Consider the following 15,710-nt stretch of genomic DNA (forward strand, 5'->3'; position numbering starts at 1 on the left):
AATCTGGAGCCGCTTCCGGGGGGAAACAGCCGCTCACACGCCTCTGTCGAAGCGTTCCTGCTCTCGCACTGCTTGTTCTGTCATGCTGCCCGCCTCGCTTGAGGCTCAGAAAAGATACAGGCCATTCCCACTTCTGTCAACCTCTCTACCGTTACTTTTTACCGATGCCGTGGCCGCGCGCCGGAGCGGGGTCCAAAGGAGCTTGAGAAACGGCGCCCAGACGTCCGGCGATCTCCCCATCCGGGTTCAGACTGGGAGGGTCTGGCGCGATTCGCGCAGCAGTTCGGAAAGGCGTGACAGGCAGCGGCTGTACTTCTTGGCGTAGGCGCCGTGGCGGTACGTGTCGTTAAACAGGGCCGCCAGGGGGATTCCTGTGAAGGCGGCAGGCAATCCCAGATCGTAGAGCTTATCGATGAAATGCACGAACCGCAGGGCAACGTTCTGATCGGTCATCGGCACCAGATCCAGCACGCCCACCGCGCCGACACCCGACAGCAATCCGGCGAAACGGCTGGGGTGAATCTTGAGCAGGTGGCGGTTCAGGTCACGGTGGCTGAGCACGGCCAGCGTTTCGGGAGTCTGGGCCGCCTGCCACGCCGCGTATTCCGCCCCCGAGAACACGTCCTCGGGCCGGGTGCCGCGCTGGCGAAAGTCGGGGCCGTCCAGGCGGCGCGTCTCGAAGCGTTCGGCGATGCCCTGAATCTGGCGCTGAAAGTCGTTGGCATTGAAGCGGCCCTGGCCCAGCGCGCCGGGTTCGGTGTTGCTGGTGGCGATCACGGACGTGCCGCCGGGCATCAGCTGGCCCAGAAAAGTGTTGGCCATGTGGGTGTTGCCGGGATCGTCCAGCTCGAACTCGTCGATCAGCAGCAGATCGTGGCCCCGGAAGGCATCCACGGCGCGGGTCATGCCCAGGGCGCCGATCAGGTACATCAGATCCTGAAAGCTCATGATCGCGCGGATGCCGTCCGAGGCGTGGTAGGCGCTGGCCAGCAGGTGCGTCTTGCCCACGCCGAAGCCGCCGTCCAAGTACAAACCCTTGCCCTCTGGGCGGCGACGGCGGAACAGACGCAGACCGCTGGGTTTGTTCTGCGCCGCCCCCACGAATGACCCCAGGCTGGCGCGGGCCTCGGCCTGACTGGGGTAGTCGGCGTTGGGGCGATACGTCTCGAAGCGGACGTCCTCAAAGCGGGCGCTGGGGGCAAGTTCTGCCGTCAGCGCTGCGGGATCGGGGGCGGGGTTGCGGGCGAGCAGGTCGATCATGCCCCTTCCCCTCCGGCAACCCGGTTATTTGTGGACTTCAAGTTCCACCTTGTAGTTGCCGCGCCGCGTCTCGTTGACCACGCGCTTGAAGTCAATGCGGCCCAGTCCGTCGGCGCTGAGGCTGTCGCCTTCACGGATGTCGCTGCTGGCACGGGCCGGGCCGCCGTTGAGCCTGACCTTGCCGCCGTCGATGCCCTGCTGAAAATATGCCCGGCTGACGCCAAAGCCCTTGGCCCCCACCACGTCCACACGCATGGAGGACACCACCACCTCACGGATCTTGCTGCCCCGGCCGGCGGTCTCGCCGACTTCCTCAACCGCAACGTCGCGGCCTCCCAGCGCGGTCAACCCTTCAAGGGTCTGGGCGGCTTTCCCGGTGGCGGCGATCAGAAAGCTGCCGCGTTCCTCGCGCACGTCGCCCAGCTGCTCCTCGTTCAGTTCCAGGCGGCGCAGCTGCACCAGGAAATCCTGCTCGTCCCACGCGGGGGCGGCCTGGGCCGGGGTCAGGCGCAGCACCATGACGCCCGCATCGACTTCGGGGATGTGGGCGGGGTGCAGGGTCAGCACCACCCGGCGCGCGTCGGGAAAGCCCCCGGCGATGCGGTGGCGCACCTCTTCGTCGTTCAGCAGGCGGCGGTCGATCTCGTCGCCGTCCATGAATCCGGTGCGGACCACGCGGCCTCCGCGCGCCTGGGCCACCAATGTGGAGAGTTTCTGCTTCATGCCCGCCAGGATAGTGCGTGGAGGCAGAGAGAATGGAGCGGCACGGCAAACCACAACACGGGGTGGCAGGCGCTTAACCTGTCCAGCCTCCCCCTCAGACGAGGCCATCCCGAAGCCGCATGGCCCTTCGCATCCTGCCCACCAACCACGATGATGCGCCCCCTTTTCATTCTGCCAGTCCCTAAACCCTATAGAGAGTTTCGCCCTGAGCGAAATTAGAGTAAACTACCGCCATGACCGAACCGCTCGACGCCGCGCTGCGGCCCAAGTCACTGACCGAATACGTGGGCCAGGAGAAGCTGAAGGACAAGCTGACCGTGTATCTCCAGGCCGCCCGTGGGCGCAAGGAGGCGCTGGATCACACGCTGCTGTTCGGGCCTCCGGGGCTGGGCAAGACCACCCTGGCGCACATTATTGCCGCCGAACTGGGCGTGAACATCCGCGTGACCTCCGGCCCGGCGATTGAAAAGCCCGGCGATCTGGCGGCCATTCTGACCAACAGCCTGGAAGAGGGCGACGTGCTGTTCATCGACGAGATCCACCGGCTGGGGCGGGTGGCCGAGGAGCACCTGTACCCGGCGATGGAGGACTTCAAGCTGGACATCGTGCTGGGCCAGGGGCCGGCAGCGCGAACCATCGAGCTGCCGCTGCCGCGCTTCACGCTGGTGGGCGCCACGACGCGGCCCGGACTGATCAGCGCGCCGATGCGGTCGCGTTTCGGGATCATCGAGCACCTGGAGTACTACACCGCCGAGGAAATCGCCACCAACCTGCTGCGCGACGCCCGGCTGCTGGGCTTCGGGCTTGCGGAGGACGCCGCGCTGGAAATCGGCGCCCGCTCACGCGGCACCATGCGCATTGCCAAGCGGCTGCTGCGCCGGGTGCGCGACTACGCTGAGGTGGCCGGGGAGGGCACCATCGAGCTGGAGCGTTCCTACAGCGCGCTGGACAAACTGGGGCTGGACGCGGCGGGACTGGACGACCGCGACAAGAAGTACCTGGAAACGCTGATCCACCGCTTTGCGGGCGGGCCGGTGGGAGTGGACACGCTGGCCACCGCCATTTCCGAGGACGCGCTGACTCTGGAAGACGTGTACGAGCCGTACCTGATCCAGCTGGGCTTTATCAAGCGCACGCCGCGCGGCCGGGTGGCAACGGCGCACGCCTATGACCACCTGGGGCTGCCGGTAGGCGGGGCGGACGGGGATCTGGGGCTGTACACGAACTGATCCCGTCTTGCTCTGATTCCCGAACATCCGGGAACCCCACCGGATGTTCGTCCATCGCCGCAAGACGGGAGTGTTGCCACTCGCTTCGCTCGGGTTCGTCTTCGACTCACCGCAAGTTGGTCTGACGGCCCAACGGGACGCGCCCCCAGTGACCCCGTTCCGGGGCCGCGTCCGGCGTCTATGCTTTCCCCATGAGCGCCCCTCAGGTTCAGGTCTTCGGCACGAAAAAAAGCAAGGAAACCCGCGCCGCCGAGCGCTTCTTCAAAGAGCGCAAGGTCAAGATTCATTTTGTGGATCTGACGCAGCGCCCCATTGCGAAGGGCGAACTGATGCGCTTCGTGCAGAAGTTTGGGCTGAATGCCCTGCTGGACCTGGAAGGCAAGGCCTACGAGCGCAGCAATCTGGCATACCTGCGCACCACCGAAGAAGGCGTCATCGCCAAAGTGATCGAGACGCCCGAACTGCTGCGCCTGCCGCTGGTGCGCGGCGGCAAGGTGCTCAGCGTGGGCGAGGATCTGCGCAGCTGGAAGGCCATGCTGGAGCAGGAATAATGACCCCTGACCTTGAGACGCGGCGCTGGGGCACGCTGCCGGACGGCCAGGACGTTGGGCTGTTCGTCCTGCGCGCACCAAACGGGCTGACCGTGACCCTGGGCGAGTACGGCGCACGCCTGCTGCGGGTGCAGGTGCCGGACCGCCACGGCGTCCCCGGCGACGTGTTGTTGGGGCATCCCGATCTGGAGGTGTACCTGACGCAGGAGGACGCGCTGTACTTTGGCGCCACGATTGGCCGGGTGGCCAACCGCATTGCGCGCGGGCGCTTCAAGCTGGACGGCACGGCGTATCGGCTGCCCATCAACGACCCGCCCAACCATCTGCACGGCGGTCCCGGCGGCTTTCATTCGGTGAAGTGGCTGGGCACGCCTACCACCGGCGAGGGTGGAACGCGCGGGGTGACGTTTTGCCTGCACAGCCCGGACGGTGAGGACGGCTATCCAGGCGCCGTGGACGTGACCGCCCGCTACACCCTGAGCGACGACGGTGTCCTGACGCTGGAGTGCTGGGCGGACACCGACGCACCCACGCCCCTCAGCCTGACCAACCACGCGTACTGGAACCTGGCGGACGGCGGCGCGGGCAGCGTGCTGGACCACACCCTGAGTCTGCCCGCCTCAGAGTTTCTGGCGGTGGACGACACGGCGATTCCGACAGCCATGCTGGGCGTGGCGGGCACCCCCTTCGATTTCCGGGAGGGCAAAACGCTGGGCCAGGACATCGCCGCGCCCAGCCCCCAGCTTCAGGGGGCGGGCGGCTATGACCACCACTTTGTGCTGCCGGACAGCGGGGGCGAACTGCGCCGGGCGGCCGCCCTGGCTGATCCCGGCAGCGGACGCCAACTGGAAGTCTGGACCACGGAACACGGCGTGCAGCTCTACAGCGGCAACTTCCTGAGCGGTCAGGTGGTCGGCTGGGCCGGGGCACGTTACCGGCAGCACTCGGCAGTGTGCCTTGAAACCCAGCAGGCCCCCGACGCGGTGAACCAGCCCTGGCTGGACCGTCTGGGCACAGGCTCGGTGATCGTGCGGCCCGGCCAGCAGTACCGAACGCAAACCCAATGGCGTTTTTCAGCGCACCCGGAATGACGCAAGGCGCAGGGCCACACCAGCGGGCACGCCAGGACGCCCGCCCTTGCTCCGCCCGCGCTACAGTCGGGAGTGCCATGACATCACCCAATGCGCTCCGCCTGACCGTCTGGAACGAGTACCGTCACGAGCTGGAAAACCCCGCCGTCAGCGCCCACTACCCGCAAGGTATTCATGCCGTGATTGCCGAGGGCCTGCGGGCGCACGGTTTTGAGAGCGTTCAGACCGCCACCCTGGACGAGCCGGAACACGGCCTCACCGACGAGGTGCTGAACAACACCGACGTCCTGCTGTGGTGGGGGCACAAGGCGCACGGCGACGTGTCCGACGAGATAGCGGCGAAGGTGGTGGCCCGCGTGCTGGACGGCATGGGCCTGATCGTGTTGCACTCGGGGCACTTCAGCAAGCCGTTCAAGACGCTGATGGGCACGGGCTGCGACCTGAAGTGGCGTGAGGCCGGCGAGCGGGAGCGGCTGTGGGTGGTCAATCCGGCGCACCCCATCGCGCAGGGCGTGGGCGAACACATCACGCTGGAGCACGAGGAGATGTACGGCGAGCACTTCGACATCCCCGCCCCCGACGAGCTGGTCTTCGTGAGCTGGTTTGCGGGCGGCGAGGTGTTCCGCAGCGGTTGCACCTTCACGCGCGGGGGCGGCAAGATCTTCTACTTCCGGCCCGGCCACGAGACCTTCCCCACCTACCACAACTCCGAAATTCAGCGGGTGATTGCCAACGCCGCACGCTGGGCCATGCCGACGGCCAGTGCGCCGCGTTCGTTCGGGCACCGTCCTGAACCTCTGGAAAAGCTATGACAGACGCCCCGCTGAACGTCGGCATCATCGGTGCGGGGGCGATCTCGCAGCGGCATTTCGAGGGGTACAGTCATGCCGGGGCCATCGTGACGGCTTTCGCCGAGCCGCACGACGGCACCCGGCACAGGCGGGAGACCGAGTGGAACGCACGCGGTTACGCCGACTTCACCAAATTGCTGGAGGAGGGCGAGGTGCAGGCGGTGAGCATCTGCACGCCCAACGCCTTCCACGCCCCCGCCGCGCTGGCCGCCCTGAGCCGGGGCATTCATGTGCTGTGCGAGAAACCGCTGTCCCTGGATCTGGCGGCCTGCGACGAGATGATCGCGGCGGCGCGGGAGGGCGGGGCGATTCTCCAGACCGGACACCACCTGCGCTCCAGCCCCCCGGTGCAGACCGCCAAACGCCTGATCGACGAGGGCCGCCTCGGGCGCGTGACCTTTATGCGGCTGCGGCAGGCCCACGACTGGGGCGGAGCGCCGGAAGTGCGCGGGGCCTTTGGCAGCCGGGCCGCGTCGGGCGGCGGCACGCTGCTGGACAACGGCTGCCACATGATGGATCTGGCGCGGCACTTCGGCGGCGACGTGAGCAGCATCTCCGCCCGCATGGCGACGCTGAAATTCGACATTGAGGTGGAGGACACCAGCATCGCCACCCTGGACTTCAAGGGCGGCGGCTTCGCCAGCGTGGAGAACGCCTGGACGGCCACCGGCTGGGAAGAAAGTTTCGCCGTGTACGGCACCGAGGGCGCGCTGGAATGCAGCAACCGCCTGGGCAAGCCCCGCCTACGCTTCGTCAACCGTGAATTCGGTTTCGGGCAGTGGGGCCAGACCGACGAGACGTGGTACGACTTCGCCACGCCGGACAACGCCCATGTCCGCAGCGTCGTCGCCTTCGTTCAGAGCATTCAGAGCGGCGCGCCCGTCGTCTGTACCGGCGAGGACGGGCGCGAGAGCGTGCGGCTGGTGCTGGGCGGCTACGAGAGTGCGCGGACGGGGCTGCCGGTTCGCTGGTAACCCCTCCAGGCCCAGTCTTCTACTGCAAATCCAGCGGCAGCCAGAAGGGGCAGCGGTGATCGTTGGAAAACAGGATGCTTTCCCGCACCCCGTCCGGCGTGAAGACCTGCACGTTGTTCCGCGCCGGATCGAAGGTTTTCCAGTCCGCCGAGGCGGGTTTCCCCGTCTTGATGAACGATACCCACGCCGCGCTGAAGGCGTCCGAGAGCTGACGCTGGGCGGGCGTGAAGTCGGCGGCGTCACCCAGCGCGTCCACCTTGCTCTGGAAGGCGTAGGCCAGGCTGCTGGAGTGATGTGACCCCAGGCCCGGCAGGTCTGGCGGGGTCTTGATGACGGTGACGGCGTTCGGATCGTCGAACTCGAAGGCGTAGACGGGGACGAATTTAGACAGCGCCGCGTCCACCCGCAACGACGGGCAACTGAACACCGCGTCGGTGAACATGGTGGCAAACGCCAGCGCGGGCGTGCCGAAGTTGCGGTACGGGTACTGGTTCAAGACCTTGACGGTATTTGCAGCCCCCACGGTGAGTCCCGTGCCGCCCCAATACACCACCGGGCTGATCGGCTTGCCGTCCGGCGAGGCCACCGAGACGAACAGACGGCCCTCGTCGTGCGTGGTGCCGTTCATGACAGGCACGCGGTTGAACTGCCCGGTGCCGAACGCCTCGCGCAGGGTCAGGGGCAGCAGGGCCGAGGCGTACACCGGAGACCACACCAGATTGGACGCAGGCCGCAGGCCGGGAACCTTGGTCTTCAGCAGTTTCTCCACGGGCGCAGCACGCAGGCAGGTCAGATCATCGGCCTTGCAGTCCAGGTTCGTGGCGTACTTCTGGTTGCGGCTCTGCGCGTCGGCCAGCGTGACGCTGTTGCCAGGGCTGGTGCACAAGCCGCTCTGAATGATTGCCCCCCGGAACAGCCCGGCAGACTCTGGCGAGGCCAGATGGGCACAGACGCTCATGCCACCCGCCGACTCTCCAGCAATCGTGACCCTGCCCGGATCGCCGCCGAAGGCCGTGATGTTGTCCTGCACCCACCGCAATGCCGCCTGCTGATCCAGTAGGCCGTAGTTGCCCGACTGTCCGCCGCCGCCGCCGTCCTCGGCGCCCAGGGCGGCCAGCGAGAGCCAGCCCAACGCGCCCAGCCGGTAGTTGAGCGTCACCACGACAATGTTATTTTTCTGGGCCAGAACGCGGCCGTCGTAGGCACTGGCAGACCCGGCCGTGTAGGCCCCGCCGTGAATCCAGACCATCACGGGCAGCTTGCTCTGCGGGGTGGCCCCGTTCGGCGCGTACACGTTCAGGTACAGGCAATCTTCCTGGCCCTTGACCGCGCCCGGAGTTTCGCCGGGCAGGGCAAACAGCGCCAGCACCGTCTGGGCGCACTCGCCACCAAAGCGGCTGGCGTCGCGCGGCGTACTCCAGGCAGCGGCGGGCTGCGGGGGCTTCCAGCGCAGATTCCCCACGGGCGGCGCGGCATAGGGAAGGCCCAGGAAGGTGCGGACACCCGTCTGCTGGCCCACGACAGCGCCCTGCCGGGTCTGCACCGTCACGGACGACTGCGCGTGGGCCAGGGAAAAGCAGGCCAGGGCCGAGAGAACCAGCGTTTGAAGCGGACGGATCATGGACAGACCTCCAGGGCAAGGGGCGGCGCTCTGTGCTGAATGGAATAATTCTCCCGCCAGCATAGAGCGCCCACCGTCTGCCCCGCTTCAGTTTTCTAGCCTCAGCCTCAGTTCACCGGACGGGCCAGTTCCAGCACCTTGCCGGACTTGGTGGTCAGCCTCAGCATCGAGCCAGAAACCTCGTATCCCGTCACTTCCGAGAGGTCTTTTAAAAAGGTCTGCTCCTGCGCGTTCAGCGCGGGATCGATGCAGGCCCGCCGGGTGCTCGCCAGCGGCCCGAAGGTCAGCTGACCGTCCACGGCGCTGTACTCGCCCATGAAGTTGTTGCAGCCGGCGTTGCCGCCGACCCGTCCGTCCTCGCCGAAGGTCAGGGTCAGCGGCTCGCTGCCCTGGGCGCCCACCAGTCGCCAGGTCGCCATCAGGGGTGTATTCACTTTGCCCTCCGTCCCGCCTGCCCTTTTGAAGACCGCCTTCGACGTGCCGGAGGTCAGGATGAGGGTCTCGCCATACCGGGCGAAGGCGCGGGCCTGCGCCAGCACAGTCAGGACGCGCGTTTCCAGTGCATTCTGCTCGGGCGCGCACAGCTTGCGGGTGGTGGCCAGCGGACCAAAGCGGAAGGTCTGCCCGGTCAGTGCCCCGGACGTCGTGAACGTATTGCATCCGGCGAACCCGGAAATCTGCTCGCCCTGCACGCTCAGCGTGGGAAGGTCCATGCCTGTGGGAGCGACGGTGCCCTGCCCGTCGGTCAGGCTGCTCAGGGTCCAGGCGCCATCCGTCGTGAGGGCGGGGGTCTGGGCCGAGGCCAGGGAGGCAAGGGCGAGGGCGGCGCTGAGCAGGATGGTCGGGGACTTCATGGGGTTCTCCTGGGGAAGGGGGGTCTGGAGGTTGAGAGCGTCTGCCCTCCTCTCCCCTCCAGCGTGCCGCCCCCGACTGACGGGCGGATGATGGGCCGCCTCACACGGCCTTAGACAGAGGTGCTAAGCGCCGGGCTGCCCCCATCCAAAAGAACCCCAGGCCAGCGCCCGGGGTCCGTTTCAAGTGTTCACCAGAAAGGCTCAGTCGCCCCGGAAGATCTTGCCCACCTTGCCCAGAAAACCCTCGTGCTTCTCGTTGACCTCGTCGCCCACGGCGCGGGCGTAGGCCAGCAGGGCCTCGCGGGCCTCGGGGGACAGGTCTTTGGGTTTGGGCACGGTCACGTCATACTCCACGATCAGGTCGCCGCTGCCGCGTCCCTGGAGACGGGGCATGCCCTGACCGGTCAGGCGGTGCAACTCGCCGTGCTGGGTGCCGGGCCTGACCTCCACGCTCTGCTCGCCGTCCAGCGTGGGCACCGTGATGTGGCCGCCCAGCGCCGCCTTGGCAAAGCCGATTTTGGCCGGGTAGATCAGGTGTTCCTGCTCGCGGCGCAGCTCGGAGTGAGGTTCCATCTCGATGTGCACATACAGGTCACCGTTGCCGCCCGGCCCCTCGTTGCCCATGCCCGACACGCGGATGCGGTAGCCCTCGTCGATGCCGCGCGGCAGCTTAACGCCCACCTTCTCGGCCTTGAGGGTGCGTCCACGCCCCTTGCAGACGGTGCAGGGGTCCTGAATGATCTGGCCCTCGCCCCGGCAGGTGGGGCACGGCTGCTGGGTTTCCACCACGCCGAAGATGGTCCGGGCCTGGGCACGCACCGCCCCCGCGCCGGAGCAGGTGGGGCAGGTCTTGGCCGGCTTGCCGCCGGGTTCGGTCTTGGTCCCGTGGCAATGCTCGCATTCGGTCAGGCGGTCGACGACCACCTCGACTTCCTCGCCTGCACGCGCCTGCAGCAGCGTGACCTGCACTTCGGTTTCCAGATCGTCGCCGCGCGCCGGGCCGCGCCGCCCGCGCCCGCCGGCCATGCCGCCGAACAGCTGCTCGAAAATGTCCATCGGGTCAAAGCCCGCGCCGCCCATGCCGCCGAAGGGATCGCCGCCGGGCATTCCCGCGCCGGGCGCCGAGCCAAAGCGGTCATAGTGCGCGCGTTTCTCGGTGTCGCTCAGGACCGAATACGCCTCGCTGATCTGGGCGAATTTCTCGTGCGCGCCCTCCTCCTTGTTGCGGTCCGGGTGGTACTTGAGGGCCAGTTTGCGGTAGGCAGATTTGATTTCGTCGGCGCTTGAAGTCTTCGTGACGCCCAGCAGTTCGTAGTAATCCATGTGTCGTATTCCGCCGGGCGCCGTTTATTTCTGGCCGTCATCGCTGACCGCGGGGCGCCGGGCCTCCGCCCTACAGGTTAACATGACCACACTCAAGAAAAGTAGGCGCGGCGCAGTCTCAATCCGGGCGGTACAGGACGGCGGGCGAGGGTGAAAGTCCTCTCTCCTCAGCGCCAACCCCCTGCACCCGGTCCAGGAATTTTCAGCTTGACACCCCAGTCATGAATCCGTAAGATACGGGGGTCCAATTAGTTAGTCATCTAAGTATTTCGCTTGGTCCCAACCGCTCGATCCGCCGGAGGTGTCTTTTGACCCAAAGTCCTGCCCATGTTGCCCGCCTGAGCCTTGAAGCCGTGAATGCCCTGAGCGCTGACGCCTTTACCACCTACTTCGCCGGGGTGCTGGAACACTCGCCGCAGTACGCCCAGGCCGCCGCCGCCCGGCGCCCTTTCGGGAGCGCCGACGAGGTGGCCGACGCTTTTAGGGCCGCCGTGCAGGCCGACTCCGAGAGCGCGCAGCTGCGGCTGATCCGCGCCCACCCGGACCTGGCCGGCAAGGCGGCGCTGGCCGGAGAACTGACCGCCGAGAGCGCCCACGAGCAGGCCTCTGCCGGTCTGGACCGGTTGACCCCCGAGGAATTCGCCGAGTTCGGCCGGCTGAACGACGCGTACCACGAAAAGTTTGATCTGCCCTACGTGGTGTGCGTGCGGGAAAACGACAAGGACAGCATCTTTGAGGGGGCCCGGCGGCGGCTGGCGAACACCCCGGAGCAGGAGCGCGCGGCTGCCCTGCACGAGATCAGCCGGATTGCCCGGCTGCGCGTTCTGGACCTGATTGCTGACGGCGACGGGAAGTAGGAGGAGAACAGCCATGACTCAGACAGAAAGCAAGACCAAGGTGAACGTGAAGCTGGGCGAGAACAACTACGGCAAGGCCGAAGTCAACCTGATGAAGATCAACCGCGACAGCAAGCGTCACGAGATTCGTGAGCTGCAGGTGCGCGTGGGCATGACCGGCGACTTCGACGCCGCGCACAGCCGGGGCGACAATTCGGAACTGATCGCCACCGACACCGTCCGCAACACCATCTACGGGCTGGCCAAGGAAGGCTTTGGGAGCAGCCCCGAGGAATTCGGCAAGGAACTCGTCGCGCACTTCGTCAAGACCGGGGCCAAGGTCACCGGCGGCTTCATGGAATTCACCGAGCACCTGTGGGACCGTGTGCAGGTCAACGGCCAGGGCCACGACCACTCCTTCGTGCGCCAGATGCCCAAGCGCACCGGGCGTGTGGAGAGCGCGGACGGCAAATCCTTCAAGGTCACGTCCGGCATCGAGGAGCTGTACGTTCTGAAGACCACCGAGAGCGGCTGGGAGGGCTACCTGCTGGACGAGCGCTTCACCACCCTGCCCGAGACGCACGAGCGCGTGATGGCGACCTTCGTGACCGCCAAATGGGAGTACAACGAGGGCAGCGTCGACTACGACGCCGTGTGGACCAAAGTCTTTAAGCAGCTACAGGAAACGCTGACCGATCACTACTCGCCCAGCCTGCAGAACACGCTGTACCTGATGGGCGAGGCGGTGCTGTCGGCCTGCCCTGAAATCTCGCGCATCTGGTTCCGCATGCCCAACAAGCACCACCTGCAGTACAACCTGGGGCGCTTCGGCCTGGAGAACAACCTGGAGATCATGCACGTCGATCCCGAACCCTACGGCCTGATGGAAGGCTGGGTCGAGCGCGCGTAATGGCCGCCCACGCCGGACTGAGCACGCACGTGCTGGACACCGCGCGGGGCCGTCCCGCGCAGGGTGTCCGGGTGGAACTGTGGCAGATCGAGCGGCATGTGGAGGGCGAGGGGCGCAAAAAGCTCACGGCAGCGGTCACCAACGCCGACGGGCGCACCGACGCCCCGCTGATCGAGCGCGGCAGCCTGCAGGGCGGCACCTACGAGCTGACCTTTCACGTCGCCGAGTACTTCGCGGACTTCGAGGCCGCCGCCGATCCGCCCTTTCTGGACGTGGTAGCCCTGCGCTTCACGGTAGGCAACCCGGACGCCCACTACCACGTGCCGCTGGTCATGACCCCGTGGTCCTACAGCACCTACCGGGGTAGCTGAACCGGTCTGGCTGAACGGTTGCGAGTCTGGAAGTCCAGCAACTGAAAGGGGCGAGGAACAGCACAGGCCTGTCCCCCTCGCCCCTTCGGCTGCTGGGGACGTGGCGTTCGGAAAGTCAGTGTTTTGAGAGTGCCGGCCTCCTAGGATGACCGGGTGACCGATGCCGAGCGGGGGTGGACCGTGGCCCTGGGCGCGGGCGTGCTGCTGGTGGGCGTGCTGGCGCTGGGGCCGCTGATAGCACCCCATCCGCAGGTGCCGACGGTGACGCGTGTAGCGCTGCCCGCGCCGGGTACGCCTGCAACGCAGACGGCGAACACAGAGCCGCCGACCTACCCCACCACCGCCAGCATCACGCCGCTGATTTCGGGCCGGGTCAACCTGAACACAGCCACGCAGGAGCAGCTGGAGGCGCTACCCAAAGTGGGCCCATCCATGGCGGCCCGAATCATCGCTGCGCGGCCCATCCGCTCGCAGGCCGATCTGGACGCCATCAAAGGCGTGGGCGAGGCGACGCTGAGGGTGCTGGTCCCGCTGGTCAGCTATTGATGCAAAGGGCGGCGTTGGCTGTGGCCTCCCTGAGTGCTGAAGGTGCGGCAGGGCGGCTGGCGTGGTCCATTCCCGCCGTGTTCGGCGTGATGGGCGGCATCCAGCTGGGGCTGGGCGTGTGGTGGGGCGTGCTGACGCTGCTGCTGGGTGTGGGGCTGGCATTGCGCGACGCCCGCCCCCTGCTGGCCGCGCTGGCGCTGCTGGGCGCGGCGCTGGGCTTCGGGGCCGAGCGGCTGGTCACGGGCCGCGCCGATCCGCTGGCCCCCTGGCTGGGCGCGCAGGTCACGCTGACCGGCGAGTGGGACGGCCAATTCCTGACTCTGGCAGACCCACGCGCGCGGCTGGCAGTGGCCCCCAAGCCCACCTCGAAACCGGGCCGCCTGGTGGTCAGCGGGCGGCTGGTGGCCCCCGAGGGGCAGCGCACCCCCGGCGGCTTTGATCAGGCGGCGTGGCTGCGCGCCCAGGGCGGCGTGCTGCTGCCCACGCCGACGGCGGTGCTGGTGGCGGCGCGGGTGCGCGGCTCCCAGGCCGAAGGGGGGCTGCGGGGCTGGTTCCGGCGCGGCCTGACCGCTGGCCTCCCCGCGCGTGAGGCTGCGCTGATGACCGCCATCGAGCTGGGCGACCGCAATGACATCGGCCGCGAGGAATTCACCGAGGGCTACGGCATCCGCGACGGCTTCAACCGCTCCGGGCTGGCGCACCTGATGGCGCTGTCGGGCCAGAACGTCGCGCTGATCACGGTGGTGCTGATCTGGCTGTTCGGCTGGCTGCGGTGGCCGCCGCTGTGGCGTTACGGCGTGCCCGCCCTGCTGCTGCTGCCGTACCTGGCGCTGGTGGGCGTGTCGCCCAGCATCACCCGCGCGGTGATCATGGGCTTCACGGTGCTGGCGGCCCTGGCACTGGGACGCGGACGGCCCGATCCCTTCGGCCTGCTGGCGCTGACCGCCGTGGTCTGCCTGCTGCTGTTTCCGCTGTGGCTGCTGGACATCGGCTTTCAGCTGTCGTTCCTGGCGGTGCTGGCCCTCACGCTGTCCCTGAAGGCCGCCGGAAAACTGCCGGAGCGCTGGCCGCTGTGGCTGAGACTGGCGCTGGTGGCGACGGTGCTGGCCGAGCTGGGCACCCTGCCCGTAATCGCCGCCACCTTCGGGCAACTGCCGGTGGTGGGGTTGCCCGCCAATCTGGCGGCAGGCGCGGTGATGACCGCCCTGGTGCCGCTGGGCTTTCTGGCCGGGCTGCTGGGGCCGGCGGCGGCGGTGATCAACCCATTGGTGGAGCTGCTGGCCGCGCTACTGCTGGGCATCGTGAAGGTGTTCGGGCAGGCCCCGGTGCTGACCTGGGGGCAGGTGTCGCCCGCCGGCTTCGCGGCCTACGCGGTGTGCGCGGCGGCGGGCGTGCTGTGGTTGTGGGATCGCGTGCGCCTGCGGACGGTGCTGGGCGTGGCGCTGGCCTGCACGCTGCTGACCGTGCTGCCGGGAAAACTGCATCCGCCCCGCGAAATCGTGTATCTCGATGTCGGTCAGGGGGATGCCACCCTCGTCCGCCTGCCTCATTTAACCGTGCTGGTGGACGCGGGCGGTTCGGTGGGCTCCGACTACGACGTGGGCGGCAAGACCGTCGTGCCGGCCCTGCGGGCGCTGGGGGTTCGGAAAATTGACGTGGTGATCGGCACCCATGCCGATACCGACCACATGGAGGGCATCAGCGGCGTGCTGCGCGCCCTGCCGGTGGGTGAACTGTGGATCGGCCAGCGCAAGACGGACGATCCGGTGCTGACCGCCGTGCTGGGCGCCGCCCAGGAGGCCGGGGTGCCGGTGCGCGAGGTTCGGCGCGGCGACCAGATCGCCTCGGACGGCGTGAGTCTGACCGTGCTGTGGCCCACCGGGCAGGTCTGGAGCACCGAGGACAACGAGAACAGCGTGGCCGTGCGCCTGGAATCCGGCAGCTGGCACACCGCTCTTCTGGGTGACCTGCCCGACCCCGCCGAGCACTTTCTGGGGCTGGGTCACCTGAACCTGTTGAAAGTCGCGCACCACGGCAGCCGCTTTTCCACCGATGCCGAGCTGCTCCGGGAAACCGCGCCCGCCGACGCGGTGATCAGCGTGGGCCGCAACACCTACGGCCACCCGAACCCGGAGATGCTGACGCGATTGACGACGGCAGGGGCGAAGGTCTGGCGCACCGATCAGCAGGGCACCATCCGCTGGCCGATTCCATGAAAAGAAGGGGTTGAAAATGTCGCTGCCCGCTAACGCTGCCCTGAGTGCTGCCGAACGAACGATCACTCTGATCCTCAGCCGCGAGGGAGCAACCCTGACGGCTCTGCGAGATCAGCTGATAGAGCTCCGGCATGTAATTTCTCAACTTCCAACGACGATCTGCTGGCCGGATGACTTTGGAGCTGTGGCCAGCTACATGAAATTGCGAATGGCCATTCAACCTCAGTGGCTCTGTACCGGACATCTTCGAGTTGAGGCTGTGCTGGACGGGAAATCCCTGAACGTGTGACAGGTTGCGAATCGGCAGGATAAACGGCGGTGTTTTGGGTGTGTGACGACTCCAAAACCCGCCGA

Annotated in this window: 15 protein-coding genes; 10 read left to right on the forward strand and 5 right to left on the reverse strand. The window is 67.2% G+C overall.

The genetic code is table 11. The features are described from left to right. Positions 1-246 precede the first annotated feature (246 nt). Together zapE and FHR04_RS19905 are read right to left on the reverse strand one after the other, a co-directional pair. The gene (gene zapE / locus FHR04_RS19900; RefSeq protein WP_139404928.1) at positions 247-1,260 is read right to left on the reverse strand and encodes a cell division protein ZapE; all 1,014 of its coding nucleotides are present in this window, start codon (positions 1,258-1,260) and stop codon (positions 247-249) included. Positions 1,261-1,284: 24 nt separating this feature from the next. Further along, entirely contained in the window at positions 1,285-1,983 is a 699-nt protein-coding gene (locus FHR04_RS19905; protein WP_170214050.1) for a S4 domain-containing protein, read from the reverse strand. Between the two features lie 233 nt (positions 1,984-2,216). Here FHR04_RS19905 and ruvB point away from each other — a divergent pair, with 233 nt between their 5' ends. The 5 genes from ruvB to FHR04_RS19930 all read left to right on the forward strand — a co-directional run bounded on the left by ruvB (position 2,217) and on the right by FHR04_RS19930 (position 6,679). Beyond that, positions 2,217-3,212 carry a Holliday junction branch migration DNA helicase RuvB gene (ruvB, locus tag FHR04_RS19910; RefSeq protein ID WP_039682399.1) on the forward strand — a complete coding sequence of 332 codons (996 nt, stop codon included), beginning with the start codon at positions 2,217-2,219 and terminating at the stop codon, positions 3,210-3,212. Positions 3,213-3,403: 191 nt separating this feature from the next. Beyond that, positions 3,404-3,763 carry an ArsC/Spx/MgsR family protein gene (locus FHR04_RS19915; RefSeq protein ID WP_139404929.1) on the forward strand — a complete coding sequence of 120 codons (360 nt, stop codon included), beginning with the start codon at positions 3,404-3,406 and terminating at the stop codon, positions 3,761-3,763. Beyond that, positions 3,763-4,854: an aldose epimerase family protein gene (locus FHR04_RS19920; protein WP_139404930.1), complete on the forward strand. Its 1,092-nt coding sequence runs from the start codon at positions 3,763-3,765 to the stop codon at positions 4,852-4,854. The genes FHR04_RS19915 and FHR04_RS19920 overlap by 1 nt, the downstream gene beginning before the upstream one ends. A gap of 77 nt (positions 4,855-4,931) precedes the next feature. Continuing rightward, positions 4,932-5,666 (forward strand): ThuA domain-containing protein, encoded by a 735-nt coding sequence (locus FHR04_RS19925; RefSeq protein WP_139404931.1) that lies wholly within the window; start codon positions 4,932-4,934, stop codon positions 5,664-5,666. Further along, positions 5,663-6,679 (forward strand): Gfo/Idh/MocA family protein, encoded by a 1,017-nt coding sequence (locus tag FHR04_RS19930; RefSeq protein ID WP_139404932.1) that lies wholly within the window; start codon positions 5,663-5,665, stop codon positions 6,677-6,679. Before FHR04_RS19925 ends, FHR04_RS19930 begins: the two co-directional genes overlap by 4 nt. Positions 6,680-6,698: 19 nt before the next feature. On the opposite strand, the gene FHR04_RS19935 is transcribed toward FHR04_RS19930, so the two are convergent. The 3 genes from FHR04_RS19935 to dnaJ all read right to left on the reverse strand — a co-directional run bounded on the left by FHR04_RS19935 (position 6,699) and on the right by dnaJ (position 10,477). Then, positions 6,699-8,300: a carboxylesterase/lipase family protein gene (locus tag FHR04_RS19935; protein WP_170214051.1), complete on the reverse strand. Its 1,602-nt coding sequence runs from the start codon at positions 8,298-8,300 to the stop codon at positions 6,699-6,701. 107 nt (positions 8,301-8,407) lie between these two features. Beyond that, positions 8,408-9,154 carry an META domain-containing protein gene (locus FHR04_RS19940; protein ID WP_139404934.1) on the reverse strand — a complete coding sequence of 249 codons (747 nt, stop codon included), beginning with the start codon at positions 9,152-9,154 and terminating at the stop codon, positions 8,408-8,410. A gap of 201 nt (positions 9,155-9,355) precedes the next feature. Next, positions 9,356-10,477, reverse strand: coding sequence for a molecular chaperone DnaJ (gene dnaJ, locus FHR04_RS19945; protein ID WP_139404935.1), 1,122 nt, complete (start codon positions 10,475-10,477; stop codon positions 9,356-9,358). Positions 10,478-10,785: 308 nt separating this feature from the next. Between dnaJ and uraD the strand changes: the two genes are divergently transcribed. The 5 genes from uraD to FHR04_RS19970 all read left to right on the forward strand — a co-directional run bounded on the left by uraD (position 10,786) and on the right by FHR04_RS19970 (position 15,356). Beyond that, the gene (gene uraD / locus FHR04_RS19950) at positions 10,786-11,334 is read left to right on the forward strand and encodes a 2-oxo-4-hydroxy-4-carboxy-5-ureidoimidazoline decarboxylase (RefSeq protein ID WP_139404936.1); all 549 of its coding nucleotides are present in this window, start codon (positions 10,786-10,788) and stop codon (positions 11,332-11,334) included. A 13-nt stretch (positions 11,335-11,347) separates the two neighbouring features. Then, a complete protein-coding gene (gene pucL, locus FHR04_RS19955; protein ID WP_139404937.1) occupies positions 11,348-12,223 on the forward strand; it encodes a factor-independent urate hydroxylase in 876 nt (291 codons plus the stop codon). After that, a complete protein-coding gene (gene uraH / locus FHR04_RS19960) occupies positions 12,223-12,594 on the forward strand; it encodes a hydroxyisourate hydrolase (protein WP_039682379.1) in 372 nt (123 codons plus the stop codon). The genes pucL and uraH overlap by 1 nt, the downstream gene beginning before the upstream one ends. A gap of 153 nt (positions 12,595-12,747) precedes the next feature. Beyond that, positions 12,748-13,140, forward strand: coding sequence for a ComEA family DNA-binding protein (locus FHR04_RS19965; RefSeq protein ID WP_139404938.1), 393 nt, complete (start codon positions 12,748-12,750; stop codon positions 13,138-13,140). Then, the gene (locus FHR04_RS19970; protein WP_139404939.1) at positions 13,140-15,356 is read left to right on the forward strand and encodes a DNA internalization-related competence protein ComEC/Rec2; all 2,217 of its coding nucleotides are present in this window, start codon (positions 13,140-13,142) and stop codon (positions 15,354-15,356) included. The genes FHR04_RS19965 and FHR04_RS19970 overlap by 1 nt, the downstream gene beginning before the upstream one ends. The last annotated feature ends 354 nt before the right edge of the window (positions 15,357-15,710 follow it).

It is taken from the genome of Deinococcus radiopugnans ATCC 19172 (assembly GCF_006335125.1).
GTDB lineage: Bacteria > Deinococcota > Deinococci > Deinococcales > Deinococcaceae > Deinococcus > Deinococcus radiopugnans.